At 70.4% G+C, this 26,153-nt stretch carries 22 protein-coding genes; 6 read left to right on the forward strand and 16 right to left on the reverse strand.

What is annotated here, in order from left to right; all coding sequences use genetic code 11:
- Positions 1 to 58: 58 nt before the first annotated feature.
- The 3 genes from ACR81A_RS10435 to hutI all read left to right on the forward strand — a co-directional run bounded on the left by ACR81A_RS10435 (position 59) and on the right by hutI (position 3,720).
- Positions 59 to 655, forward strand: coding sequence for a TetR/AcrR family transcriptional regulator (locus ACR81A_RS10435; RefSeq protein ID WP_202381167.1), 597 nt, complete (start codon positions 59 to 61; stop codon positions 653 to 655).
- A gap of 121 nt (positions 656 to 776) precedes the next feature.
- Entirely contained in the window at positions 777 to 2,474 is a 1,698-nt protein-coding gene (hutU, locus tag ACR81A_RS10440; protein WP_440311761.1) for a urocanate hydratase, read from the forward strand.
- Between the two features lie 22 nt (positions 2,475 to 2,496).
- Positions 2,497 to 3,720, forward strand: a complete 1,224-nt coding sequence (gene hutI / locus ACR81A_RS10445; protein WP_440311762.1) for an imidazolonepropionase — start codon at positions 2,497 to 2,499, stop codon at positions 3,718 to 3,720.
- On the opposite strand, the gene ACR81A_RS10450 is transcribed toward hutI, so the two are convergent.
- The 8 genes from ACR81A_RS10450 to hutH form a co-directional block, all read right to left on the reverse strand.
- A complete protein-coding gene (locus ACR81A_RS10450) occupies positions 3,717 to 4,502 on the reverse strand; it encodes an ABC transporter ATP-binding protein (protein WP_202381164.1) in 786 nt (261 codons plus the stop codon). The genes hutI and ACR81A_RS10450 overlap by 4 nt on opposite strands.
- Complete coding sequence (locus tag ACR81A_RS10455; protein WP_440311763.1) at positions 4,499 to 5,353, reverse strand: ATP-binding cassette domain-containing protein; 855 nt, start codon at positions 5,351 to 5,353, stop codon at positions 4,499 to 4,501. Before ACR81A_RS10455 ends, ACR81A_RS10450 begins: the two co-directional genes overlap by 4 nt.
- Complete coding sequence (locus ACR81A_RS10460) at positions 5,350 to 6,207, reverse strand: ABC transporter permease (RefSeq protein ID WP_440311764.1); 858 nt, start codon at positions 6,205 to 6,207, stop codon at positions 5,350 to 5,352. Before ACR81A_RS10460 ends, ACR81A_RS10455 begins: the two co-directional genes overlap by 4 nt.
- Positions 6,204 to 7,166 (reverse strand): ABC transporter permease, encoded by a 963-nt coding sequence (locus ACR81A_RS10465; protein WP_202381161.1) that lies wholly within the window; start codon positions 7,164 to 7,166, stop codon positions 6,204 to 6,206. Before ACR81A_RS10465 ends, ACR81A_RS10460 begins: the two co-directional genes overlap by 4 nt.
- Positions 7,167 to 7,267: 101 nt before the next feature.
- Complete coding sequence (locus ACR81A_RS10470; protein ID WP_202381160.1) at positions 7,268 to 8,779, reverse strand: ABC transporter substrate-binding protein; 1,512 nt, start codon at positions 8,777 to 8,779, stop codon at positions 7,268 to 7,270.
- Positions 8,780 to 8,830: 51 nt separating this feature from the next.
- Positions 8,831 to 9,589 (reverse strand): DUF1684 domain-containing protein, encoded by a 759-nt coding sequence (locus ACR81A_RS10475; RefSeq protein WP_202381540.1) that lies wholly within the window; start codon positions 9,587 to 9,589, stop codon positions 8,831 to 8,833.
- 79 nt (positions 9,590 to 9,668) lie between these two features.
- Complete coding sequence (locus ACR81A_RS10480) at positions 9,669 to 10,451, reverse strand: IclR family transcriptional regulator (RefSeq protein WP_440311765.1); 783 nt, start codon at positions 10,449 to 10,451, stop codon at positions 9,669 to 9,671.
- A gap of 48 nt (positions 10,452 to 10,499) precedes the next feature.
- A complete protein-coding gene (gene hutH / locus ACR81A_RS10485) occupies positions 10,500 to 12,101 on the reverse strand; it encodes a histidine ammonia-lyase (RefSeq protein WP_440311766.1) in 1,602 nt (533 codons plus the stop codon).
- 124 nt (positions 12,102 to 12,225) lie between these two features.
- Between hutH and ACR81A_RS10490 the strand changes: the two genes are divergently transcribed.
- Positions 12,226 to 13,179, forward strand: coding sequence for an arginase family protein (locus tag ACR81A_RS10490; RefSeq protein WP_440311767.1), 954 nt, complete (start codon positions 12,226 to 12,228; stop codon positions 13,177 to 13,179).
- 99 nt (positions 13,180 to 13,278) lie between these two features.
- Positions 13,279 to 14,757 carry an amino acid permease gene (locus ACR81A_RS10495; RefSeq protein ID WP_202381156.1) on the forward strand — a complete coding sequence of 493 codons (1,479 nt, stop codon included), beginning with the start codon at positions 13,279 to 13,281 and terminating at the stop codon, positions 14,755 to 14,757.
- A gap of 40 nt (positions 14,758 to 14,797) precedes the next feature.
- Here the strand turns inward: ACR81A_RS10495 and hemL are convergent, their stop codons facing one another.
- The 6 genes from hemL to hemE all read right to left on the reverse strand — a co-directional run bounded on the left by hemL (position 14,798) and on the right by hemE (position 21,697).
- Positions 14,798 to 16,135 carry a glutamate-1-semialdehyde 2,1-aminomutase gene (gene hemL, locus ACR81A_RS10500; protein ID WP_440311768.1) on the reverse strand — a complete coding sequence of 446 codons (1,338 nt, stop codon included), beginning with the start codon at positions 16,133 to 16,135 and terminating at the stop codon, positions 14,798 to 14,800.
- Complete coding sequence (gene hemB / locus ACR81A_RS10505) at positions 16,132 to 17,109, reverse strand: porphobilinogen synthase (RefSeq protein WP_440311769.1); 978 nt, start codon at positions 17,107 to 17,109, stop codon at positions 16,132 to 16,134. Before hemB ends, hemL begins: the two co-directional genes overlap by 4 nt.
- The gene (locus ACR81A_RS10510; RefSeq protein ID WP_440311770.1) at positions 17,106 to 17,996 is read right to left on the reverse strand and encodes a uroporphyrinogen-III synthase; all 891 of its coding nucleotides are present in this window, start codon (positions 17,994 to 17,996) and stop codon (positions 17,106 to 17,108) included. The genes hemB and ACR81A_RS10510 overlap by 4 nt, the downstream gene beginning before the upstream one ends.
- Positions 17,993 to 18,964 carry a hydroxymethylbilane synthase gene (gene hemC / locus ACR81A_RS10515; protein WP_202381539.1) on the reverse strand — a complete coding sequence of 324 codons (972 nt, stop codon included), beginning with the start codon at positions 18,962 to 18,964 and terminating at the stop codon, positions 17,993 to 17,995. The genes ACR81A_RS10510 and hemC overlap by 4 nt, the downstream gene beginning before the upstream one ends.
- Before the next feature lie 68 nt (positions 18,965 to 19,032).
- The gene (locus ACR81A_RS10520; RefSeq protein ID WP_440311771.1) at positions 19,033 to 20,547 is read right to left on the reverse strand and encodes a protoporphyrinogen/coproporphyrinogen oxidase; all 1,515 of its coding nucleotides are present in this window, start codon (positions 20,545 to 20,547) and stop codon (positions 19,033 to 19,035) included.
- On the reverse strand, positions 20,537 to 21,697 hold the full coding sequence (hemE, locus tag ACR81A_RS10525; protein ID WP_440311772.1) for a uroporphyrinogen decarboxylase: 1,161 nt from the start codon (positions 21,695 to 21,697) through the stop codon (positions 20,537 to 20,539). The genes ACR81A_RS10520 and hemE overlap by 11 nt, the downstream gene beginning before the upstream one ends.
- Before the next feature lie 104 nt (positions 21,698 to 21,801).
- Between hemE and ACR81A_RS10530 the strand changes: the two genes are divergently transcribed.
- Positions 21,802 to 23,061 carry a glutamyl-tRNA reductase gene (locus ACR81A_RS10530; protein WP_440311773.1) on the forward strand — a complete coding sequence of 420 codons (1,260 nt, stop codon included), beginning with the start codon at positions 21,802 to 21,804 and terminating at the stop codon, positions 23,059 to 23,061.
- Between the two features lie 28 nt (positions 23,062 to 23,089).
- Here ACR81A_RS10530 and ACR81A_RS10535 read toward each other — a convergent pair whose 3' ends face one another.
- Both ACR81A_RS10535 and ACR81A_RS10540 read right to left on the reverse strand, forming a co-directional pair.
- Entirely contained in the window at positions 23,090 to 24,754 is a 1,665-nt protein-coding gene (locus tag ACR81A_RS10535; protein ID WP_440311774.1) for an amidohydrolase, read from the reverse strand.
- Entirely contained in the window at positions 24,751 to 26,094 is a 1,344-nt protein-coding gene (locus tag ACR81A_RS10540) for an MFS transporter (protein WP_202381148.1), read from the reverse strand. Before ACR81A_RS10540 ends, ACR81A_RS10535 begins: the two co-directional genes overlap by 4 nt.
- Positions 26,095 to 26,153: the final 59 nt, after the last annotated feature.

Below are 26,153 nucleotides of genomic sequence, written 5' to 3' on the forward strand. Positions count from 1 at the left end.
GTGTCAATACAGTTTTGAAGTCGCTCCACTGACTCAGGAATCTCGCTAGACTGCAGCCATGACCGAGCCAGCACTCCCCGGCCGCCGCGAGCGCAAGAAGGCGGCAACCCGCAAGCTGATCTCAGATACCGCAACCGCGCTGTTCTTCGAACGCGGCTTTGACAACGTCAGCATCCGTGAGATCGCGGACCAGGCCGATGTCTCCCCCACCACCGTGTTCGCGCATTTCCCGCAGAAGGAAGCGCTCGTGTTCGACGAAGACGAGGAACAGCGGGAGCGACTCGTCGCGGCGGTCCGCGACCGCGCAGCTGGGACCACGATCACCGATGCCATCCACGCCTACTACCTTGCGGGCATCCTCGAGAGCCGCGAGGAGCACAGCGACGGCGGGCGCAAGTTCATGGAGTTTCTCGACCGCACACCAGCGCTCGCCGACTACGCAGCGCGCATGTGGACCCGGCACGAGCACGCGCTCGGCGAGGCGATCGCCGCCGACTTCGGGCTCGACGCTCCCTCCCCAGAGATCCGCGCCTACGCGCGCTTCGTACTGCAGATCCAGCTGCTCGCCATCACTGACGATGACCCGGAGACCGTGCTCGAGGCCGCGTTCCGCGTGCTCACCGCGGGGTGGGCGAGCTACGCCGACGGCCGCTAACACGGCGGGTCTGGGATCCCGGACACGACCGCCCGGAGGCGCGTTGTTCGGGCACCGGGGAGCCGGTGGGATGGAGGCAGAGCGCTGCACCGCCGCAGCGTCGCTCCTGAAAGGATCCAGCATGTCACTCCCTGGCGCCCGCCCCGTCCGTGCACCGCGCGGCACCGAGCTCACCGCGAAGAGCTGGCAGACCGAGGCTCCCCTGCGGATGCTCATGAACAACCTCGATCCCGAGGTCGCCGAGCGCCCCGACGACCTCGTTGTGTACGGCGGCACCGGCCGCGCGGCCCGCAGCTGGGAGGCGTTCGACGCGATCGTCGCCACCCTGCGCGACCTCGAGGACGACGAGACGCTGCTCGTGCAGTCCGGGAAGCCGGTCGGAGTGTTCCGAACGAACGTCTGGGCGCCGCGCGTACTCCTCGCAAACTCGAACCTTGTGGGCGACTGGGCGAACTGGCCCGAGTTTCGCAGACTCGAGGCCGAGGGCCTCACAATGTACGGCCAGATGACTGCCGGCTCGTGGATCTACATCGGCACCCAGGGCATTCTGCAGGGCACCTTCGAGACCTTCGCAGCGGTGGCACGCAAGCGCTTTGGCGGCTCACTCGCGGGCACGATCACGCTCACGGGCGGCTGCGGCGGGATGGGCGGCGCACAGCCGCTCGCGGTGACCCTCAACGACGGAGCGTGCCTCATCGTTGACGTCGACGAAACCCGACTGCGCCGCCGCGTAGGCAAGCGCTACCTCGACGAGGTCGTCACGAGTCTCGACGACGCGCTCGCGAACGTGCAGCGCGCGAAGGCGGAGCGCCGTGGCTGGTCGGTGGGACTCGTGGGGAACGCGGCCGAGGTGTTCCCGGAGATCCTGCGTCGCCAGCACGCGGGCGAGATCAGCATCGACATCGTCACCGATCAAACGAGCGCGCACGACCCGCTGTCGTACCTGCCCATCGGCTACGCGGTGGAGGATCGGCTGGCGCGCGCCGAGGCCGATCCCGAGCAGTTCACACGCGATGCGCAGGCAGCGATGGCCGCGCACGTCGAGGCGATGGTGGGGTTCCAGGACGCGGGCGCGGAGGTGTTCGACTACGGCAACTCGATCCGCGACGAAGCCCGCCACGGTGGCTTCGAGCGCGCGTTCGCGTTCCCCGGCTTCGTCCCCGCCTACATTCGACCACTGTTCTGCGAAGGGCTTGGCCCGTTCCGCTGGGCCGCGCTCTCCGGCGACCCCGAGGACATTCGAGTGACTGACGAGGCGCTCCTCGAACTGTTCCCGGAGAACACACACCTCCGCACGTGGATCCGCGCGGCGCAGGAACGCGTCGACTTCGAGGGCCTCCCCGCGCGAATCTGCTGGCTCGGCTACGGTGAGCGCGCCCGCGCCGCCGTGCGCTTCAACGAACTCGTGGCGGAGGGAAAGCTCAGCGCTCCCATCGTGATTGGCCGCGACCACCTCGACTCGGGGTCCGTGGCCTCCCCGTACCGGGAGACCGAGGCAATGGCCGACGGTTCGGACGCGATCGCCGACTGGCCGCTGCTGAACGCGCTCACCGCCGCGTCATCGGGCGCAACCTGGGTGTCGCTGCACCACGGCGGCGGTGTGGGCATCGGTCGCTCCATCCATGCGGGGCAGGTGTCGGTCGCCGACGGAACGGCGCTCGCCGCAGCAAAGCTTGAGCGGCTCCTCACGAACGACCCAGGCATGGGAGTCATTCGCCACGTGGATGCTGGCTACCAGCGCGCCGTCAACGTCGCGGCTGAGCGGGGCGTGCGTGTGCCCATGGCTCCCACCGTTCGCAACACCGACGAGCCCTGGTAGTCGGGGCGGAAGGAACACGGCCATGACCGCATCGATCGTGATCGACAACATCGGCGAACTCACCACCCACGATCCCGAACTGGGTGCCGGGATCGGGTCGCGCATGCGCGATGCCGCGGTGGTGGTCGAGGGCGAACGCATCGCGTGGGTGGGAGCGTCCGCCGCTGCCCCCGCCGCGGACACGCGCGTCGATGCCGCGGGACGGGCGCTCCTGCCCGGCTGGGTGGATTCGCACACGCACCTCGTGTTCGCCGGCGATCGCACCGCGGAGTTCGAGGCACGCATGGCGGGCGAGGCCTACGCGGCCGGGGGAATCAATGTCACGGTGGAGGCGACCCGAGCTGCCTCCGACGCGGAGCTCGAGGCGAACCTGACGCGCCTCGTGGCCGAGGCCCGACGCGGTGGCACGACCACCCTGGAGACCAAGACCGGCTACGGCCTCACCACCCCAGACGAGGTACGCGCGGCCCACATCGCGGGCCGCCACGCCGACGCGGTGACGTTCCTCGGTGCCCACGTGGTGCCCGCCGGATCGGATCCGGACGCGTATCTTGACCTCGTGACGGGGCAGATGCTCGACGAAATCGCCCCGTTCGTGAGCGCCGTGGACGTGTTCTGCGAGGAGGGAGCGTTCGACGGCGAGGCGACTGCGCGCGTACTTGCGGCTGCGCGAGCGCACGGACTCAGCACGCGCGTACACGGCAACCAGTTGGGCCACGGCCCCGGAGTGCAGCTCGCCGTCGAGAGCGGTGCGCTGAGCGTCGATCACGTGGGTTTCCTGGACGACGCCGATATCGCCGCGCTGGCGGGGTCCTGGCGGGGCGAGGCGCGAGGCACGGTCGCGACCGTGCTTCCCGCGTGCGATCTGTCCACGCGGATGCCGCTCGCGCCCGCGCGCCAGCTGCTCGGCGCGGGAGCGGTAGTGGCCATCGCCTCGAACGCGAACCCCGGCACCTCCTACACGAGCTCGATGGCGTTCTGCGTCGCGACCGCGGTGTTGCAGATGGGCCTCAGTGTGGAGGAAGCGGTGCACGCGGCCACCCGCGGCGGCGCGATTGCGCTCGGCATGGCCGAGGACGGGTGGTACGACCCGCGCGGCGTCGCGCATCCGCGCATCGGCGTCATCTCACCGGGCGCGCGTGCAGACCTGCACCTGCTCGACGCCCCCTCGGTCACGCACCTCGCCTACCGCCCAGGGATGCCCCTCACGGCAGCAGTGTGGCGGGCAGGCGGGCGCGTCGTCTAAGCGACTGTGCTCTGGGGCTCAGCGCCGCGCCGCCGCAACCTCGGCACCGCAGCCACGAGTTCCCGGGCGTACTCCGTTGTGGGGTTCGTGAGGATCTCTCGCGTGGGGCCTTGTTCGACGACGCGTCCAGCGCGCAGCACAACGGTGCGCTCGCATACCGCCGCGACGGCGCTCAGATCGTGCGACACCATCACCAGCGCCAACCCACGCTCCGCACGCAACTCGGAGAGGAGGTCGATGACTTGGGTGCGCGTGGTGACATCGAGCGCGCTCACCGGCTCGTCCGCAAGCAGCACGCGGGGATTCGACACCGTCGCCCGCGCGATCGCGATCCGCTGCCGCTGGCCGCCCGAGAACTCGTGCGGATAGCGCTCAGCGGTATCCTCGGGCAGGCCGACGGCGGCGAGGGCCGCCGCCACACGGCGCCGGGCATCATCCCCCGTGGCAAGCCCGAGCGATCGCAGCGGCTCCGCGACAATACGGTCGATCCGCTGCCGCGGGTCGAGCGAGGAGTACGGGTCTTGAAACACCGTCTGCACGCTCGCGCGGAAACGCCGCATCTGCGCACGATCCCGCAGCAGGAGCGGCGCGCCATCGAAGCGGACCTCGCCACTCTGCGGCGCGCGCAGGCCAAGCAGCAGCGACAGGATCGTGGATTTGCCGGATCCAGACTCCCCCACGAGCCCGACGGTCTCACCGGCCGCGACGCTCAGGGACACGTCGTGTACCACGGTGCGTTTTCCGTAGGCGAAGCTCGCCTCGTGCAGTTCGAGCAGGCTCATCGGCTCTCCTCCGAGAAAGACGCGGGCGCAGCCCCGGGTGCGACGTCAAGCGCCGCGTCGAGCGCCCGGGCGCTGGCAACGAGCCGCTGCGTGTACTCGTGTTCGGGGGCCCACAGCACCCGCTCAGTCGCGCCGGTTTCCACCGCGTGGCCCCGCTGCATCACGGTAATCCGATCCACGATCTGTGACACCACGGCGAGGTCGTGGCTAATAAATAGCAATGCCATGCCGCGCTCGCGGACAAGTCGGTCGAGCAGGGTGAGCACTTCCTGCTGCACCGTCACATCGAGCGCCGTGGTCGGTTCGTCCGCGATGAGGAGTCGCGGTTCCGCTCCCAGGGCGATCGCGATGGCAATGCGCTGACGCTGGCCGCCCGAGAGTTCATGCGGGTAGGCGCGCGCAATGCGTGGCTCGGTGAGGGCGACCTCGGCGAGTGCGTCGCGCACCGCTGCATCGAGCGCGGCCCCGGTGAGTCCCCGGTGCCGCCTGATCGGCTCGGCCACCTGCTTGCCCACGCGCATGAGCGGGTCGAGTGCGGTCAGCGGTTCCTGGAACACGATCGAGGCCACTGGCCCGCGCAGGGGCCGGAGCGCGTCATCCGTCGCCCCCACCGTCTGCGTCCCCGCGAGGAGCACGGAGCCGTTCGCCGTGAGCCCTGGAGCGAGCAGGCCGGTCAGGGCCAGTGAGGTCACTGACTTGCCGGATCCGGACTCGCCGATCAGCCCGAAGCGCTCCCCCGCGGCGATCTCGAACGAGACGTGTGACACGAGCGGGGTGCCGTCAGCTGTCGTGACGGTGAGATCGCGCACGGTGAGCAGAGGTACAGCGTTCGCAGCGGGTGCGCCGGTCATCGGGCCCTCCGGATCGTGGGGTCAGTGAACGCGCGCAGGCCGTCCGCGATGAAGTTCACGCCGAGCACGAGCACGACGAGCGCGAGACCCGGCACGATCGCCCCGAGCGGTGCGGTGAGGACGGTGCCCTGCGCTTCCTGGAGCAAACGCCCCCAGGAGGCATTCGGCGGTGGGGCACCGAGGCCGAGGTAGCTCAGGCTGGCTTCCGCGAGCACCGCGATCCCGAACTGCAGGGCGAGCGCTGAGGCGAGCATGGTGGCGATATTGGGCAGCACGTGGCCGAACACGATCCCGAGCCAGCGAGTGCCGCTCGTGCGCGCCGCCGTGATGTACTGCTCCTGGAGCACGCGCTTCGCGAGGACCCGCGTGAGGCGCGCAATCACCGCGGACATGCCGAGCCCGATCGCGAGGATCACGGATCCCAGCGAGGCTCCCTGCACCGCAACGATGAGCATGGCGAGCAGCAGCACGGGGAACGCGATCATCACGTCCAACCAGGCGGAAAGCGTGTCATCGAGCCAGGGGCGCGCAAACGCCGCGACAAGCCCGAGCGTGATGCCGAGCACGGCGGCGATCGCGACGGATCCGGCCCCCACGCTGAGGGCGATCCGCGCCCCGATCATGAGCTGACTGAAGAGGTCTCGACCCAGCTTGTCCGTGCCGATCCAGTGTGCGGCACTCGCACCCTCGAGCCGGCCACCGCTCGTGTCCCCCTGCGCATACGGGAGCCACACGAGCGACACGAGTGCGAGCACCACGACCATGCCAGTGAGCGCGAGGCCGAGGATGAGGGTCGCACGGCTGGAAATGCCGCGGGAGCTGCGACGACGCGGAACGAGAATTTCTTGACTCATCGGTTCCCCGAAACGCTCTGGCGCAATCGCGGGTCAACGATGCGCTGCACCACGTCGGCGGCAAAGCCCACGAGCAGGACAAACAGGGTGCTGACCACGAGGACCCCCTGGATAGTGACGTAGTCGTGTTGGGTGATCCCGCCGAGCAGCAGGCTGCCCAGCCCGGGCAGGCTGAACACGCTCTCGACCACGACCGCGCCAATCAGTGCCGTGGACAGCTCGATACCGAGGATTGCAATGACCGGCACCGAGCCGTTGCGCAGGCCGTGCCGGATCAGCGCCTCACCGAAGCCGGCCCCGTGCGCCCGCGCGGTGCGCAGGTAGTCACTCCCGAGTACGTCGAGCGTTGCGGTGCGGACGTAGCGGGCAAGTGAGGCGCTCATGACGATCGCGATGGTCAGCACTGGGAGGATCAGCGAGGTGAGCGCCTCAGCCGGATTCGCCCAGTCACCGCGGGGAAAACCGCCTGAGGGCAACCACCCCAGGCCGAGGGCGAATAGCCAGACCAGCAAGATGCCGACCCAGAACGCGGGCACCGCGATGCCCAGCTGCGAAAAACCGGAGAGCAGCGTGCCGACCCAGTGATCCGCCTTCACGGCGGCGGCAATGCCGATGACGAGTGCGAGCACGACCGCCAGCAGGAAGGCGAGCACCGTCAGCGGCAGGGTGACGACCAGCCGGGCCGCGATCTCTGGGCCTACGGGAAGCTGGCTGATCAGCGAGGTGCCGAAGTCGAAGCGCAGGATCTGCCCAGCCCACAGCGTGAACTGGTTCCACAGCGGCAGGTTCGAGCCAACCTGCTCCTGTGCGGCCGCAATCTGCTCCGGTGTGGCGTTCACCGAGAGCAGCGCGTTCGCCGGATCCCCCGGCAGGAGCCGGAGCAGCACGAAGATCACGATCATGGCGACCGCGAAGGACCCGAGCAGAAACCCGAGCCGGCGTGCGAGGTACCGAGTCATATCTGTCATTCTCTCGCGGGGCTGTTCCCCACGCACGGACCCGCCCGGAGCGTGTTCCTTCGGGGAACGCGTGCCGGGCGGATCAGGGTGTGCGGTGCGGTCTAGCCCTTGACGATGTCGTACGCGAAGAACTGCGAGTTCAGGCCGTTCACCGGGTAGCCGGTGACATCGCTCGCGGACACGACGATCTGCGGGAACAGGTACAACCAGGCGCTCGCCGCGTCTTCTGCGATCTGCCGGTTGACCTCCTTGAGGAGTTCGGTCTGCGCGGCTTCGTCCGGAGCCTGCTCGGCCTCGGTCACCCAGCGCTGCACGTCGGCGTTGTTGTAGCCCCAGTAGAAGTCCGGGTTGCCGTACCAGACGACGTCGCGGTCGTTCACGTGTTCCTGCAGCGTCGCCTCGAAGTCGCGCTCCTTGAACACCTTCGAGTACCACTCGTCTGCGCTGATCGTGTTGATCGTGACGGTGATCCCCACCTTGGCGAGCTCCGACTGCACGAACTCGGCGACGACCGGGTGCGGGTCGTAGCTCGGGGTGTCGAGCGTGAAGGCGAAGCCGTCGGCGTAGCCCGCCTCTGCGAGCTGGCGCTTCGCGAGCTCTGGGTCGTACGGGTTCACCTCAGTGAGGTCCTCGTACCAGGGGTCGGTCGGCGGCACCATCGAGCCGATCAGGGTGCCGTAGTCACCCCAGATCGCGGAGAGCAGCTTTTCACGGTCGATCGCCGAGGTGATCGCCTTGCGAACGAGCGGATCGGAGAACGGCTCGACCCGGTCGTTGAAGGCCAGTACCTCCTTGGTCGTGGAGTTGCCCGCGCTAATCGTGTAGTCAGCGTTTCCCTCGAACTGCTCCAGCAGGTCCGGGCTCTGCACGCTCGTGATGAGGTCGAGCTTGCCGGTCTGGAGTGCGTTGTTCTGGGCTGTTGCGTCGGTGAAGTAGTTGAACTCGACGCCAGCGTTGGTAGCGGGCTCGCCCCAGTAGTCGTCCCATCGGGTGAGCGAGAGGCTGCTGCCGCGCTTCCACTCGTCGAGCGTGTAGGGACCGGTGCCGTCCTCGGAACTCATGAGATCCGTCGCATCGCTGTTCACGATCCAGACGTAGCTGAGGTTGTACACGAAGGAGATCGAGCGGTCATTCAGGTGGAACACCACCGTCTGCTCGTCCGGCGTTTCGATCGAGTCGACCACGGAGAAGCTCGACTTGCGTGCGGACTGCGAGTCCTCGGCGGTGACCGCCTCGACGCTCGCCTGCACATCGGCCGACGTCAACGCCTTGCCGGAGTGGAAGGTGACCCCCTCGCGCAGCGTCACGGTTACCGTCAGGCCGTCGGTGCTCGTTTCGACGTCCTCAGCAAGGAGGTTCTCGACCTCGCCCTCGTCCGTGAGCTTGAACAGCCCCTCGTAGACGTTGCCGGTGAGCGCCTCCGTGACGCCCTGGCCGCCGCCCGCGGTGTTCGAGAGGTTGATCGGCTCGTAGAGCGAGCCGACGGAGATCACGGCGTCGGGACCAGCGGCACCGGTGCCGCCGCCCGCGCAACCGGTGAGGAACAGAGCGGCGGCCGCGACAGCCGCGATCGCTGAGGTGGTGCGCTGCGCGCGACCGAAGGGATACTTCACGAGGGGTCTCCTGGGGAGGTAAGGATCAGGTATGGATCAAGTGAGGGCGCGTCAGAGCGCGTAGATGTCAAAGTCGCCGGTGAACAGCACTTGCTTCTCACCGGCCTGGACGGGCTCGGGGAAACGATTCTGCGCCGGCGGCATCGGGCAGTTGTACTGCACGGAGAACCCGCAGGGCGGCACGAAAGCGCGGTTGAAATCGAGGAGTACGGTGCCCGGATCACCAAACGAGGCACCGTCGGCGCGCTGCACAAACAGGAAACGGCCGGCCCCGTACGTGGCGTCCTCCCCCTGCGCGGTGTTGCTCGGGTCGCCGAACACGAGCAGCAGCGTGCCGCCGTCGTCGAACGCGGCGAAGCGGTACTCGACTCCGTTGCGGGTGAAGGTGATGTCGCCGGGAACGACGAGGTCCCGGCTGCCACCGTTGTCGCGAATGTGCTCAAACGGGACGGTGCGATCCGCCGCGACGGGCGTGAACTGCGCGGTGATCACCCATTCCGGGGCGAAATCAAAGGCCGTGATGCGGTCGAAGGCGCGAATCGCGGGCGAGGCGGCGTCCCAGACACGAACGCCGTGCTCTGTCTCCCCCGTGTCGATGTTCGTGCGGGCAAGCGCGGTCACGGTGATGCCCTCACCCGCGGCGGCCTGCTCAGCCTCCGTATCGGGAATTTCACCGGCGGGCAACCACCGGGTCTCGACCAGCGAAAGATTTCCAGTGGGGCCGGTCACCGCGGCAGCGCGATCCTCACGCCAGGCGTCGTAGGTGTCTTGGGAAGCGGCAATAGCCTCGGTCAGCACAGCATCACTCATAATGATCACTATTCAATAATATAACGCGAGCGAATGCCAAACTGTGACGGAAGATGACGGGGGCCACAGCATCGCCGACTCAGCTGGCGCGCCCGTGGATCCGGGCAGAGAGCAGTTCGGCGGTGTCGCGGAGCTCGGCCGCGAGACCACCGAACTGCTCCTCGGGAAGGTCCGCGTCGCGAAACGTCAGCGCAATCGCAGCAACGGGCCAGCTGCGGTGGTCGAGCACGGGCACTGCGATCGAGGAGATCCCAGGGGTCACCGCCCCTCGCTCGACGGCGTACCCGCGAATCACCGTCGTGTCGAGCACGGAACGGAGTCGCGAGTACCGATCAATCGCGGGCTCGGCCGCGTCATCGTGCCGCTGCACGAATGCTCCCTGATCCGGATACAACGCTCGCACCTGCGCTTTAGGGAGCGCCGCAAGGATTGCGCGCCCGCTCGCGGTGAGGTGCATGGGCAGCCGAACGTCGACGTCGGACACAAGGGTCGCACCACCGCGCACACGCTCCTCGATCACGTACAGCACGTCCCTGCCGTGCGGCACCGCGAGGTGACCACTCGTGCGCACCCGGTCGACAAGACCCGACATCAGCGGGCGTCCGATCCGCGCCAGCGGCTCCTGGCGCGCATACGCCGAGCCGAGCTCGAGCGCGGCGATCCCGAGCCCGTAGCGCTGCTCCTCAGGGAGGTGCATGACAAAGCCGTGCTCCTGCAGCGTCGCGAGCAGGTGGTACACCGTCGAGCGAGGCAGCCCCAGCTGCGTGGCGATCATCGACGCGGGCAGCGGGCCGCGCGCCGTGCTCAGGTGGCGGAGAATGCGCAGCGTGTGGTCGGCCGCCGGCACCTTCGCATCGCTCATACTCGGAACTCTAGCGCGCCGTCGCGCGGCGGTCGCGGAGCGCCCGGCTCAGGAGAGCTCGCCTGGGATCGCAGCCGCAACCGTGTCGAGCACGGCGCCCGTGTGCACGAGCCCGTACGCCGCAGCAATGTCTGGCGACAGGAACGCGTCGACATCGGGGGCGGCGATCCGCGTGCGGAACAGCTCGTGCACCGCCGCGGTGGCGGGGCCCGGCTCTCCCGCGGCGGCGGCCACGCGGAAGTCGAGCGCACGGGTGGAAGTGAGCAGTTCGATCCCGAGCACGCGGGTGAGTCCGTCGAGCGCGCGACGCAGCTTGCGCCCGGCGTGCCAGCCCATGGACACGTGGTCCTCCTGCATCGCGGAGGACGGGATCGAGTCGACGCTCGCGGGCGCCGCGAGGCGCTTGAGCTCCGAAACGATGCCCGCAGCCGTGTACTGTGCGATCATGAGGCCCGAATCGAGGCCGGCGTCCGCCGCGAGGAACGGCGGGAGACCGTGGTTCCGCGAGACGTCAAGGAAGCGGTCCGTGCGGCGCTCGGACATGCTCGCGACGTCGGCGACCGCGATCGCGAGGAAGTCGAGTACGTAGCCCACGGGTGCGCCGTGGAAGTTCCCGTTCGACTCGACGCGACCGTCGGGCAGCACCACCGGGTTGTCCACCGCGGCGCGGAGCTCGGCGCCCGCGACGCGCGCTGCGTGATCGGCGGTATCGCGCGCAGCACCGTGTACTTGCGGGGCGCACCGCAGCGAGTACGCGTCTTGCACGCGGGTGAATTCGCCCTCCGCGGGGCGCTGCACGAGGCCGGAGCCCGCGAGCACGGCACGCATGTTGGCGGCCGCCGTGGCCTGGCCGGGGTGCGGCCGAAGGTCCTGTAGTTCAGCAGCGAAGACCGCATCGGTGCCCGTCAGCGCCTCAACGCTCGCGGCCGCCGCGACATCGGCCACTCGCAGGAGCGCACCGAGGTCGTGCAGTGCGAGGCACAGCATGCCGAGCATGCCGTCCGTCCCGTTGATGAGGGCGAGGCCCTCCTTCTCCGCCAACACGAGCGGTTCGATGCCCGCTGCGGCGAGCGCTTCGGCCGCGGGCACGGGCGCGGCGTTGGGGTCGCTCGACACACGCACGTGCCCCTCCCCCATGAGCGTCAGCGCACAGTGCGCGAGGGGGCTGAGGTCGCCCGAGCACCCGAGTGAGCCGTACTCGTGCACCACGGGGGCGATGTCGGCGTTCAGAATCGCCGCGTAGGTCTCGACCACGACGGGGCGCACGCCGGTGCGGCCGGACGCGAGGGTGTTGAGGCGGAGCAGCATAAGCGCGCGCACCACCTCGCGCTCCACTTCTGGCCCCGTGCCCGCCGCGTGCGAGCGGATGAGGCTGCGCTGCAGCTGCTGGCGCTTCTCGGCGGGGATCTGCACCTTGGCGAGCGCGCCGAAGCCGGTGGAGACGCCGTAGTGTGGCCGGCTGTCGGTGGCGAGCTCATCGATCATGGCGCGGCTCGCGGCAACCGCGGCGAGGGCTTCGGGGGCGATTGTGACCCGGGCGCCTGCGCGCGCCACCGCAACGACGTCGGCGATAGTGAGTGGCTCGGCGCCGAGCGTGATGGTGGCGGAGGCGAGCACGTCGGTGACGCGCGAAGGAGAGCGAGTGTCCATGTGTCGATCTCAGCGCATCGGGCGAGTTCCCGGTCGTCGCTTCTGCGTTCTCCTGTCTGGGATCCCAGACAGCTCACCGAAATCTCTGCGCTGCGTCAGCTGCGCCCTTGCTACCGTCGCTAACATGAGCACCGCTGCCCTCGCACACGATCCGGCCTGGCCCCGAACCGGCGGGTGGGCCCCGCTCCCCGCAGATGCGCGTGCCCCCGTCGATCTTGCACTCGTGGGGGTGCCGACCTTCGCGACCTCACTCTCCCCGACCCGCGCCCTCGAGACCCCCGCGGCGATCCGCGCGGCGCTCCAACGCTACTCGAGCCACGTCGCCTGGCCGGGCTCGGACCACGCGCGGGGCGCTGAGCGCGAGGTCGTGCTCGACGAGGCGCTCACCATCGCCGACGCGGGCGACCTCGCGGAGCCAGACTCAGCGCACGGAGAGCGTGCCGCCACCGCACGCATCGCGGAGCTCGCAGCGCGTGCGCGCCTCGTGGTGGCGCTCGGGGGCGACAACGCGCTCACGGTTCCGGCGGCGCTCGGCGTTGCCGGGAATCGGCTCGCCGACGCGGGCCTCATCACGGTCGACGCCCACCACGACCTCCGAGACGGCCGCAGCAATGGCTCTCCGGTGCGCAGGCTTATCGAGGCCGGGCTTCACCCGCATCGCATCGTGCAGATTGGGATCGCGGACTTCGCGAACTCGCGCGTCTACCGCGAGCGTGCGCGCTCACTCGGCATCACAGTGATTCACCGCGACGAACTCCACGACCGGCGGCTCGCAGACGTCGCCGCCGAGGCTCTCGAGATCGCGGGAGCGGCCGGCGGGCCGATCCATGTCGACCTCGACGTCGACGTGTGCGACCGCAGTGTTGCGCCGGGCTGCCCCGCATCGATTCCGGGCGGGATCCAGGCTCACGAACTCCGCCAGATGGCGCGCCTCTTCGCCGCGGACCCGCGCGTGCGCGGGATCGACATCGCGGAGGTGGACGCCACGGCAGACACGCCAGATGGCCGCACGGTGCGGCTCGCCGCGCTCCTCGTGTTGGAGGCCGCGACGGGGCTCGCCCTGCGTCTGCAAAAATAGGGGTGGGCGGTGTCGCCGCTGGCACCCGCCCGCTCCCTCATGCGTGGTTCCTGCGGTGCTCCGTCCGCAGCCCGATCCTCCCCGTGAATGGACCCCCGCATGGAACCCTCGGAACCGGGCGGCACTCCTGTCGCCGCCGATCAGCACGCCCCCGCGGCCGCTCGTCCACCGCGCGCCACGCTCAAGCGGGGTCTCACGGCGCGACATATCCGGTTCATGGCGCTCGGCTCGGCAATTGGCACCGGGCTCTTCTACGGTTCCGCCGGGGCGATCCAGGCGGCGGGGCCGGCGGTGCTCCTCGCGTACATGATCGGCGGCGCGGCCGTCTTCATGGTGATGCGCGCACTGGGTGAGATGGCCGTGCGGCACCCCGTTGCTGGTTCCTTCGGACAATACGCCTCCCGCTACCTGGGCCCGTTCGCCGGGTTCCTCACGGGCTGGACGTACACCTTTGAGATGTTTGTGGTCGCGCTCGCCGATGTCACCGCGTTCGGGGTGTACATGGGGTTCTGGTTCCCCGACGTCGATCGCTGGGTCTGGATCCTCGCGCTCGTCCTCTTCATCGGGGCGATCAACCTCATCAGCGTCAGGGTATTTGGTGAGCTCGAGTTCTGGCTCGCACTCATCAAGATCACGGCGATCGTGCTGATGATCGTCGGCGGCATTGCGATCATCGTGTTCGGGATCGGAAACCAGAGCGCCGGCGCGGCGGGACTCGACAACCTCTTGGCCCACGACGGCTTCTTCCCCACCGGCGTCGCCGGATTCCTCGCCTGCTTCACCGTGGTCATGTTTGCGTTCGGCGGAATCGAGGTGATCGGCATCACGGCGGGCGAGGCGCAGCACCCCAAGCAGGTGATCCCCCGCGCCATCAACTCGGTTCCCGTGCGCATCCTGCTGTTCTACGTGCTGGCGCTCGCCGTCATCATGTCGATTCAGCCGTGGAACACCATCGATGGCTCGGCGAGCCCGTTCGTGACGATCTTCGACTCGCTCGGGCTCACGGGCGCCGCGCACGCGCTCAACGCGGTGGTGATTACCGCGGCCGTCTCCGCGATCAACGCGGACATCTTCGGTGCCGGCCGCATGCTGCACGGGCTCGCCGAGCAGGGGCACGCGCCCCGGGCGTTCATGAAGCTCACGCGCACAGGGGTGCCGTGGCTGACCGTCGTCACGATGGTGGGGGCACTGCTCGTCGGCGTGCTGCTCAACGTGTGGTTCCAGGAGCAGATCTTCTTCCTCATCGCCGCACTCGCGACCTTTGCCACCGTCGTGGTGTGGCTGATGATCGCGCTCTCGCACATCCGCATGAAGCACGAGATCGCGCGCGACGGGAAGTTGCCGAGCGAGTTTCCCGTTCCGCTCTGGCCCGCGGCGTCCTACGCCACGGTGGCATTCATCGTCTTCATCGTGGTGATGATCGGCGTAGTGGAGAACACTCGCCCGGCCCTCATCGTCGGGCTGCTCTGGGTTGGACTCCTCGCGCTCGCTTACCGACTCTGGGTGCGTGGCGCTGGCCGCGAGCGGTACCCCCTGGTTGACGAGACGAGCCCGATCACGAAGCCGCTGCGGAAGTAGTGATGGGCGGGTGCGACCGCTCGCACCCGCCCCGATCCCGCTAGGCGGTCGCGCGGGCGGCCGCCGCGGCAGCAGCCGGAAGCGCCGCGGCGATCCGCTCAAGCGCCGCAGCGTCGTGGGCTGCCGTCACAAACCACGCCTCGAACGCACTCGGCGGCAGATTCACCCCGCCATCGAGCATCGCGTGGAAGAACGCACGATGCTGGTCCGTGTTCTGTCGCTGCACACTCGCGTAGTCGCGCGGTGCCTCCGCGTATTCGCCAAACACCACGCTGAAGAGCGTGCCGGCCCGCGAAATGCTGTGCGGCACGGATGCGGCGGTGAGCGCGTCGCCCACGGCGCCGGCCACTGCATCGGCGGCGTTTGCGAGGCGATCATATGCCGCCGCGTCGGCGAGACGGAGCGTGGTCAACCCCGCGGTGACCGCGAGCGGGTTCCCGGAGAGCGTGCCCGCCTGGTAGACGGGCCCGAGCGGGGCCAGCTGCTCCATGATCTCCGCGCGGCCACCGAGGGCGGCAAGCGGCAGCCCGCCGCCCACCACCTTGCCAAAGGTGAAGAGATCGGGCGCGATCCCCTCGGGCATGTTCTCCGATTCGATCCCCCAGTAGCCTGCGGGGCCGGCGCGGAAACCGGTGAGCACCTCGTCGAGGATCACGAGCGCGCCATGTCGGTGTGCAAGCTCGATCATGGCCTCCGTGAAGCCGGGCGCGGGCGGCACGATCCCCATGTTCGCGGCGGAGGCCTCCGCGATGACGCCGGCGATACGGTCCCCGTGCGCGGCGAAGGCTGCCTCGAGCGCGGGCAGGTCGTTGTACGGGATCACGAGCGTTTGCCCCGCGGTCTCAGGCGTCACACCGGCCGAACCGGGCAGGGCGAGCGTCGCCAGCCCAGAGCCTGCAGCGGCGAGCAGCCCGTCGGAGTGACCGTGGTAGTGCCCGGCAAACTTGACGATCAGCGGGCGTCCGGTCGCACCGCGCGCCAGCCGAATCGCAGTCATGGTCGCCTCGGTGCCCGTCGACACGAGGCGCACGCGCTCCACGACTGGCACCCGGCGGGTGATCTCCTCAGCGAGTTCGGCTTCCTCGGGCACGGAGGCGCCGAAGCCCAGGCCGCGGGCCGCCGCCTCCTGCACCGCTGCCACCACCTCGGGGTGCGCGTGGCCGAGCAGCGCGGGGCCCCACGACGCAACCAGGTCAACGTACTCGTTCCCGTCGGCGTCCGTCACGTACGGCCCTGATCCCGAAACAAGGAAGCGTGGCGTGCCGCCGACCGAGCCGAACGCGCGCACCGGCGAGTTCACCCCGCCGGGAATGACGCGGGCCGCGCGCTCCTGCAGCTGCGCACTGCGCACCGTGCGCTGCTCCTGTGCCCCGCTCATCGCTGCCACCCCGCAGCCTCGATTGCGAAGTAGCTCAGGATCGCATCGGCCCCCGCGCGCTTGATGCAGGTGAGCGATTCCGCGATTGCCGCCTCGCGGTCGATCCACCCGTTGGCGGCGGCCGCTTCGATCATCGCGGCCTCACCCGACACCTGATAGGCCCACACGGGCACCGGGCTCACCGCGGCGACATCGGCGAGCACGTCAAGCGAGGTCATGGCCGGCTTCACCATGACGATGTCGGCGCCCTCGGCGATATCGAGCTCAGCCTCGCGGAGCCCCTCGCGGCGATTCGCGGGATCCTGCTGGTACCCCTTCCGGTTGCCAGTGAGCTGCGAGTCGACGGCCTCGCGGAACGGCCCGTAGAACGCGGACGCGTACTTCGCGGAGTAGGCGAGAAGCGCCGTCTGCTCGTGTCCTGCAAGGTCGAGTGCCTCACGCACCGCCGCCACCTGGCCGTCCATCATGCCCGAGAGTCCGAGCAGCGCGGAGCCCGCCTCGGCCTGGGCGATCGCCATCGCGGCGTAGCGCTCGAGCGTCGCATCGTTGTCGACCTCACCGCTCAAGTCGAGCACACCGCAGTGGCCGTGGGAGGTGAACTCGTCCAGACACAGATCCGTCTGCACCACGAGCGCATCGCCCGCTTCTTCGACCACGGCGCGGGTGGCGAGATTCAAGATCCCTGCGGGATCGTCCGCCGCGCTCCCCCGCGCGTCGCGCTCGGCGGGCACGCCGAACAGCATGATGCCCCCCACCCCAGCACTCGCTGCGGCCTCTGCCACGGCACGAACCGAGTCGAGCGAGTGCTGCTGCACGCCGGGCATCGCCGAAATCGGCTGCGGTTCGCTGAGCCCCTCGCGCACGAACACCGGCAGGATGAGCTCGGCGGGGTGGACGCGGGTCTCCGCGACCAGGCGCCGCAGCGCCGGAGTGCGGCGCAGTCGGCGCGGTCGGATGCTGGGAACAAGGGTCATGCGTGTGCTCCTGAGGAATCGGGTGCGGTGGAGTGTGGAGGTGTGTGGACGGTGGGGGTCGCAGCGGAGGCGTCGACCGCCGCGGCGAGGGCGTTGAGCATGCCCGGCACTGTGTGCGACGTGGCAACGAGGTGCGGCCGGATGCCAAGCTCCGCGAGGGCCCGGGCGGTCGGCGGCCCAATCGCCACAATGCGTGCCGCTGGCGGCAGCGGCTGACACCGTACCGCGAGCTCGCGGGCCACGGAGCCGCTCGTCACGAGAATCGCGTCGATGCCTGAGTCAAGCGCAGCGCGCTCGGCCCCAGCGTGCCGCTCGGTGGGAACGGTGCGGTACGCGGTCACGCGGTCGGCGCGTTCTCCCGCTGCGGCGAGCGCGCGCTCGAAGTCGTGACCGGCGCCCGCCGCGACGGGAAGCAGCACGCGCGGCGGTTCCGCGGTGGTGCCGGAGCGGGAGTCAGTGGACTGGGGGTCGCCCGTGCGGGGGTCGGCGGAGAGCGTGGCGCTGAGCGCTTCGCCGAGCCCGCGGCCCGTGTACTCGTGCGGGGGGATGAGATCTGGCGTGAGGCCGGCCTCCACGAGCGCCTGCGCGGTCGCAGGACCCACCGCGGCGATCCGCGAGCCCGCGACGGGGCGTACCCGGGCCGCACGCAGCGCGGCGGCGCCCGCCGCGCTCGTCACCGCGAGCCAGGCGTACGCTCCGCGATGCCAGCGTTCGATCGCGGCGGTGAGCGGCGCGGTGTCCGCGGGCGGCGCGGACGTGATGAGCGGGAGCACCACGGGGACACCGCCCCGGCGCCGCACCTCACGCGCGGTGACGTGCGCGCTCTCGGCGCTGCGCGGAATGAGGATGCGCAGCCCCGTGAGCGGCGGCTGGACGGGGCTGCTCATCGGGCCGGGCCGAGCGGCGCGAGTTCCGCGGCGCCGCGCGCAAGCAGGTCCGCGGCAGCGGCACGCCCCAGCCGCTCGGCGACGTCGGCGTCTGCGGCGTCCCACGGCTCGCTTGTGCGCGCGGTGAGTTCAGCGCTGCCGTCGAGCCGGTAGACGGTGGCGGTGAGGCTCAGCCGCCCCGCGCGCACGGCTGCGGTCGCGCCGATCGGTGCGGCGCAGCCCGCCTCGAGCGTGCCGAGCAGCACGCGCTCGGCGGTAGCGCAGGCGCGCGCTTCGGCATCGTCGAGCGCGGCGAGCGCCGCGTCCAGGTGGGCGACCCCGCGGTCGCTCGCACGCGATTCAATGGCCAGCGCTCCCTGGCCGGGCGCGGTCGGCACGGTCGCGAGCGGGAAGCGCTCGGTAATCGCGTCGGCAAGACCCGAGCGGTCAAGCCCGGCAGCGGCGAGCACCACAGCGTCGAGGTCGACCCCCACCCGCCCCAGTCGGGTGTCGACGTTGCCCCGCAGATCGTGCACCGCAAGGTCGGGGCGCGCGGCGAGGAGCTGCGCGGCCCGGCGCGGTGAGCCCGTGCCAACGTGCGCACCGGCTGGCAGATCGGCCAGCGCGAGACCGTCGCGGGCGCACAGCGCGTCGCGTGCATCGGCGCGCACGGGGATCGCTCCGAGCGTGATGCCCGCACACGGGCCCGTGGGCAGGTCCTTCAGCGAGTGCACCGCCAGGTCGCACTCCCCCGCGAGCAGGGCCTCGCGCAGCGCGCTCACAAACACGCCCGTGCCCCCGAGCTGCGAGAGCGACTCACGAGACACATCGCCGTGCGTGGTGATGGTCACGAGCGCCACGTCGCAGCCTGTGGCAGCCGCAATGGCCTCGGACACGGTGGTCGTCTGCGCAATCGCGAGTCGGCTACCGCGCGTGCCCACTCGGATCAGCCCGGGGCGCGCAGCCTCGGCGCCGGGCGCGCGGTACACGCGGCCGCGCGGCACCGCGCGCTGCGTTTCAGCGAGGGTGGAGTCGTGCGGGGTGTGGGGCTGGGTGTTCACGCGGGGTGCCTTTCCGAGGATGGGTCGAGGGGTGTCGCCGCGCTTTCTGGCGCGGCGGAAGCGGTGTGCGCGCACACGCCGTGCGCGGTGAGCAGCTCGCGCGCAGTGCGCTGAGCGGCGGGAATCACGGCAGCAAAACCTGCACCGGATCGCCAATCGCCCGCGAGCAGCACGCCCGCTGGCGGGGTCACGGGAGTCCGCTCACCGCGGGCCGGCATCTGCCAGGTCCGACGAGCGAGGCCCTGCACCGCTTCCCGCGGCAGCGGAGCGCCGAGAATCGCGGCGGCGTCGCGGAGCGCGAGCGCGAGCGCTGCGTCGTCGTCGAGTTCAATCGTGGCGGGGGCTGCGCCGTCGCGGCCGTAGGAGAGCCGCACAAGCTCCGTGTCCTGGTGCGTGGCGTGTGGCCACTTCCGTGAGATGTGCGTCAGGGCTTTCGCGACGATCTGGGGTGAGGTCGCGTTTCCCTCCGCACCGGCAGGCCCGGCGGCGGGGCCGGTTCCAGTCGCCGCAGCGCTCACGAGCGCGCCCGTGCCGCGCGGGGCACGCACGAGTGAGGCGACCGTGGGGTGGGTCCGGTCGAGCGCCAACACCAGCACCTCGACCGTGCTCTCGGTGGCGCACTCGGCGGGGCTGCCGAGAATTGCGCGTGCCACCGATTCGGGCACGGCGAGCACCACGGCGTCGACGCGGGCGTGCACCTCGCCAGCATCGCCAAGCAGCGCGATCCCCGACTCCGCGCGGTCGAGCGCCGCAACGGGTACGCCCGTGCGAATCTCGGCCCCCGCTTCGCGCACCGCGCGCTCGAGCGCGGTCACCAGCTCAGTCATTCCGCCGCGCAGGGTCGCTACGGCCCCGCCCGCGGCGCTCGTGCGGCCGCGCAGGGCACGCGCCCCGCGGGTCAGCGAGCCCGTCCGCTGCACCTCGGCTTCAAGCCCCGGCAGCACGCTGAGCGGCAGCCGCTCAGGCGGCGCGGAGTACACCCCCAGCGCGACGGGGCGCACCAGCCGATCAAGCACCGCGGCGCCCGAGCGGGCCCGGACCAGTTCGGCAATCGTCGTGCTGCCGCGGCCCACGCGTGCGGGCAGGAGCGGCTCAACCGCGGCACGGAGCGCACCGCGCAGTCCGAGCACTCGGCGGGTGGCCGAGCTCAGCGGCGCCGCCGGAATGCCCAGCGTGCCCGCGGGCGGCAGCGGCGCAGCGGCGCCATCCACTGCGGAGACGAGCCACGAGCCGAGTGGCGCAGGGGTGGCTGCACGCTCCGCGATCCCAAGCTCCCGAAGCAGTTCCGCGACGTGCCCACCGCGCGTTGCGAACGCTTCGGCCCCGATGTCTACGCGGCGGCCGGCGAGCTCAGCACTCTCGACACGCCCACCCAGCCGCTCGGCGGCCTCGCACACGAGCACCTCGGCCCCGGCGAGGGAGAGCTCGCGCGCCGCAACGAGGCCGGAAACGCCGCCGCCCACCACACCGACGCGCAGCGCCGGGCGTGCGGTGAGCGCGTCAGCTGGCATGTGCGAGCTCGACGATTCTGGTGAGCACGGCGGGGTCCGCCTCCGGCGGCACACCGTGGCCGAGGTTCAGCACGTGGCCGGGCGCGCGCTCGCCGCGCCGCAACACATCGGCAAGCTCCGCGCGCAGCACGGCCTCCGGAGCTCCGAGGAACGCGGGATCGAGGTTGCCCTGCAGCGGGAGGCGATCACCGAGACGCGCGGAGGCTTCATCGAGCGGGGTGCGCCAGTCGACGCCGAGAGCCGAGGTGCCGAGCTCTGCCATGGCCTCGAGCAGGTGACCCGAACCGACCGCGAAGTGGATCGATGGCAGCGGCCGCCCATCGGAGTCGTGCAGCTCCCGTACCGCCGAGAGCGCCGCCGCCGAGGCAGGTGCGACGTGAGCACGGTAGTCGGCGACGCCGAGCGATCCCGCCCACGAGTCGAACAGCTGCACCGCGCTCGCCCCCGCGGCGACCTGTGCCGCGAGGAACTCGCCGCTCAGCTCAGCCGTCCAGGCGAGCAGCTCGCGCCACGTCTCGGGGTCCGCATGCATAAGCGTGCGGGCACGGAGGTGATCGCGCGACGGACCACCCTCGACCAAGTACGCCGCGAGCGTGAACGGGGCACCGGCGAAGCCGATGAGCGGGGTCTCGCCGAGTTCGGCGACCGTCCGCTGCACCGCTTCCGTGATCGGGCCGAGCGCGGCGCGCAGGCGCTCAGGGGTGAACTCGGCTCGGCAGCGGGCCACATCGGCCGCCGTGCGCACGGGCTGCGCGAACACCGGGCCGCGGCCCGCGACAAGATCGACGTCCACCCCGGCGAGGAGCAGCGGCACGACGATGTCACTGAAGAACACGGCGCCGTCAACGCCGTGGCGACGCACCGGCTGCAGCGTGATCTCGCTCGCGAGCTCGGGATCGAGGCAGGCGTCGAGCATCCGGGTCGTTGCGCGAATCTCGCGATACTCCGGCAGCGAGCGGCCAGCCTGGCGCATAAACCAGACGGGGGTGCGCTCGGGTCGATCGCCGCGCAGCGCCCGCACGAGCGGGGCTGCGGCCGTTCGACCGGTGACGAGCGGGTGCTCGGCGGGGAGGGGGGACCCACCGGGCGCACGGGGCACCGATGCGTCTGATCGGGTGGTGGGCTCGGAGGAGGCTGGCTGCGCGTTCATCAGACGTGATGGTACCCCACACATCTGATGTGAAAGATCAGATGTGTCAGCTACGATGCTTTCCGGCCCCACCGGACCACTGTACTTCGATCAGGAAGCCGCCCATGCTGCTCGCCCTTTCTCTGGACCACCGAGGCTCCGCGCTCCCCCTCCGCGAGGCGGTTGCGCGACGCGAAGCGGAGATCACCTCCGAGTTTGCTGAGTTCTGCGCGGGCTCTGTTGTGCTCGCCACTTGCAATCGCTTCGAGCTGTACCTCGACGCGGGGCGCGACACCCCAGAGTTCCCCGCGGCGGCGCTCGCCCGACTGGCGCAGATCGCGGAACTGCCCGAGGACGAGCTCACCGCGGCCGCCCGCGTTGCCAGCGATGTGGCGGCGGCCGAGCACCTCTTCGCGGTGGCGAGCGGGCTCGAGTCCGCAGCACTCGGCGAGGAGGAGATCGCGGGTCAGGTGCGCCGCGCGCACACCGCAGCGCGCTCGGCGCAGACCGTGACCGACCGCCTCGAGCGGGTGTTCCAAACGGCGACCCGCACGTCCCGCGCGGTGCGCGAGCGCACGGGGGTGCGCGAGGCCGGCCAGTCGCTCGTGCGCCTGGCGCTCGTTCTCGCGGAGCGCCGCATCGCCGCGTGGGAGGACGCGGAAGTTGTCCTCGTTGGCACCGGCGCGTACGCCGGCGCGACCGTCGCCGCCCTGCGCGATCGCGGCGCCCGGCGCATCAGCGTGCACTCACCGTCCGGCCGCGCCGAAGCGTTCGCGGAGTCGCACGGGCTCACCGCCGTCGCGCCGCACGGAGTCGGGCAGGCGCTCGCCGCCGCCGATCTGGTGGTGGCGTGCAGCGCGGCGCAGGATCCCCTGCTGGGGGCGGCGGACTTCGCGCACCCAACCGCGCAGGAGCGCCTGCTTCTCGACCTCGGGATGCCGCGCAACATCGCCCCCGACGTTGGCGCGCTGCCCGGCATCGAACTGCTCGACCTCGATACGGTCGCGCGCCACATCCCGATCCCCGAGCTGAGCGCGGAGGCCGAGGCGCGGTCGCTCGTGCGGGCCGCCGCTGCAGAGTTCGCGACCGATCAGGCCGAGCGCGCCATCGCCCCCACCGTGAGCACGCTGCGCGGGCACGTGCTCGGCCTGCTCGAGGACGAGTTGTGCCGCGCGCGCAAGGGCTCCCCCGCTGGCGAGGCGCCCGACGCCGACGGCAACACGGACGCTGTTGCCGCGGAGGTGGAGGCTGCGCTCCGGCGTTTCACGGGCAAGCTGCTCCACGAACCCACGACCCGCTTGCGCGCGCTCGCGCGGGCCGGTCGTGCTGATGAGGCGCAGGCCGCAGCCCACGCGCTCTTCGGCATCGAGCATCCCCGCCCCTAACCCCTTCAATCGGGGCAGGGGCGGCGGATCAGGAGTCGCGGTGGTCAGCGACCACGCGTCCGCGGCGCAGCGTCAGCACGTTGCGGGTACGCCAGATCTCACTCTCGGGCGCCGCGAAGGGATCCCGATCTGCGAGTGCGAGATCCGCGAACGCGCCGACCTCAAACCGCCCCGCACCCGGGGTGCCGAGCAGCTCGTGCGAGCCCCGCGTGTACCCGTCGAGCGCCACGGCGAGCGGAAGCGCCTCCGCGGGAAGCAACGGCTCACTGTCTGCCTCTCCCGGTGCGCGCCGGTTCACCGCAACGTGAAGCGCCTGCCACGGATCGGGGGTCGACACCGACCAGTCCGAACCGAACGCGAGCTCGGCGCCACTGCGCAGCAGCGAGCCGAAGGGATACTGCCAGCCGGCACGCTCCTCGCCGAGAATCGGGAGGGTGAGTTCCACCATCTGCTCCTCAAGCACGGCCCACAGCGCCTGGCAGTTCGCGGTGACGCCGAGCTCCGCGAAGCGCGGAATATCGACCGGGTCGACGACCTGCAGGTGCGCGATGTGGTTGCGCACACCCGCTCGATCCCGCTCAGGCACCGCAGCGACGGCGTCGAGTGCGTAGCGAGCGGCCCGATCCCCAATCGCGTGGAAGTGGGCGTGAAAACCCCGCGCATTCAACTTCGGCACGAGCGCCTGCAGGTCCCCGGCGCTGAAGTACGCGAGCCCACGATCCACCGTGCCGCCGGCGCAGTCGCCGCCGCCCACATACGGCTCGTTCATCGCCGCGGTGAGGTTCTCGGCGACACCGTCGACCATGATCTTCGCGGTGTCGGCGCGGAAGCCGTGCGCGGCGGCAGCGGCCCGGCGGCGCTCAAAATCGGCGACGACTGCGTCGGCATCGATGGGCGAATCGGGATCTGAGAGGTCGCGCGTCACCCACAGCGCCCCCGAGACATCAGCGTCGATTCCGGCCGCCATCTCAGCGGTGTACGCCGCCGTGACGTCGGGGTATCCCGCGTACTCCCCCAGGATCGCCTCCTGCCACGCCGTCACACCGTACCCGTGCAGCACCGCTTGACCGCGGAGGAGGCCGGCGCGGCACTCGTCGATTGTGGTGGGCGGCAGCACATGGGAGAAGAGCTCCTGCGCCCCCTCGTGCATCGTGCCACTCGGCGTCCCATCTGCGTGGCGCTCGAAGCGACCATCTGCCGGGTCCGGCGTCTTCGCGTCGATCCCGGCGATCTCAAACGCGCGCGAGTTCGCCCAGGCCCCGTGGTGGTCGGCGTTGATGAGAAACACCGGGAGGTCAGGGCATGCCGCGTCGAGCGCCTCACGCGTGGGTGCGCCGCCCGGGAAGTGCGCCATGCTCCAGCCGCCGCCGAGCACCCAGTCACCGTCGTGCGCTGCAGCGTACTCGGCGATGCGCGTGAGCGTTTCCTCGCCGCTCGCGCTGTCGCTGAGCTCCAGCCTGCCGAGTTCCACTCCCCCGAACACGGTGTGCACGTGCGCGTCGGCGAAGCTCGCGTGGAGCAGCCCACCGGCAGCGTCGATGACCGTGGCATCGGCGGCTTCGGGCAGCGCCGCAATTGCCGTGCTCTCCCCAATTGCTGCAATCACGCCGTCGGAAATGAGCACGCCGCGACCCAAAACCGGGGCGCCACCGAGGAAGGCGGTCGCGTTCGTGATGAGGATGCGCTCGGTCATGCGCCTGCTCCAATCGAGTCGGCCGCGGGAGCGGCGGGGGTGGTCCGTGCTGCGTCGGCAGCGGGGGTCTGGCTCTCGCGCGGCTCGTCTGGATTGCCCCGACGCCCGCGTTCAGCAAAGCTCGACGCGTAGACGATCAGCGCGCCGGTCGCGGCGGCAAGGATCGTCATCACGGTGGCGAGCACGCCGGTGCCGAAGCGGTCGAAGAGCTGGGTCGCGACGAGTGGGCCGAGTGCCACACCCACCACGTACACCCCGTTCACGAGCACGCTGACGCCGCCATCACGCGAGAGCGACGCGGCAAGGCCGAACACGAGCGGCAGCATCGCCCCAAACACGAAGCCCCACACCGCGCTCGAGGTCGCATACATCACCGGGGTGGCCAGCACGATCAGCCCGAGCTTCGCGAGCGCGCTCACCGAGAGCAGGCCGGCGAGGGTCGCGGTGCGACCGAACCAGCGGTGCAGGAACGGCGCGATGAGCGCACCGCCCAGACCGCAGAACACGGACAGCGAGAAAATCATGGGAACGAAGCTGTCGGAGACCTGCATTTCGCTCTCGCCGACGATCACGCCGACGAGGCCATACACCCCGTCGTCGGTGATCGACCAGGCACCAAAGCCGAGCGCCAGCAGCCACCCGATGCGACGGGTGCGCTGCTCGGCCGGCGTGATTGCGGCCTTTGCCGCGCGCACAGCGGCGGGGGCGGGCGGTGCCGCGTCGCCGGCGGACGCCGCTGAGGCGACCGTTCCCACGACCGACACCACCGCGGTCTCCTCCGGCAGGCGGGGCAGCCACTGCGCACCGATGAAGCCGAGGATGCCGGGGATCGCGAGAATTAGGAAGAGCTCGCGCACGCCGCCGCCCACGAGCGGGATCGTGAGGAAGGCCACTGCGACAACGAAGCGGTTCACGGTCATCACAATGGTGGTCGCTCGATCGGGATCCGGCGTTGCCGACACCGCCGCCGTCGCGGCCGAGATCACGAGTCCCGACCCCACGCCGCCAGCGATGAGCGCGGCCATGCTGACACCAGCAACGGGCCAGATGGCGCCTGAGGCAAAGGCGAGAATCATGATTGCCAGGCCAACTCGCGCGATGATCACGCGGTTGCCGCGCTGCACGGCACGGCGGGAAGAGAGCACTGCGACGGCATTCGCCAGGGTCATCCCGGTCGCCACCGCGCCCGCGGTCGTCACGGAGACGTCGAGCTGGTAGACAAGCTTCTCGACGATCGAGGGCACGAGGTTTGCGGGCAGGAGCGCAAACACCCAGGTGGTGATGAGCGCACCCATCGCGGGTGCGCCGGCGCGCGCCACGCTGGTGTGGGTTCGGGACATGAGGGGCCTTCCTCTTCGTTGGGGTGGAGCCGTGGGGTGTAGGTATGTGAGGCGCAACG

The organism is Leucobacter chromiireducens (genome assembly GCF_051993095.1).
Taxonomy (GTDB): Bacteria; Actinomycetota; Actinomycetes; order Actinomycetales; family Microbacteriaceae; genus Leucobacter; species Leucobacter chromiireducens.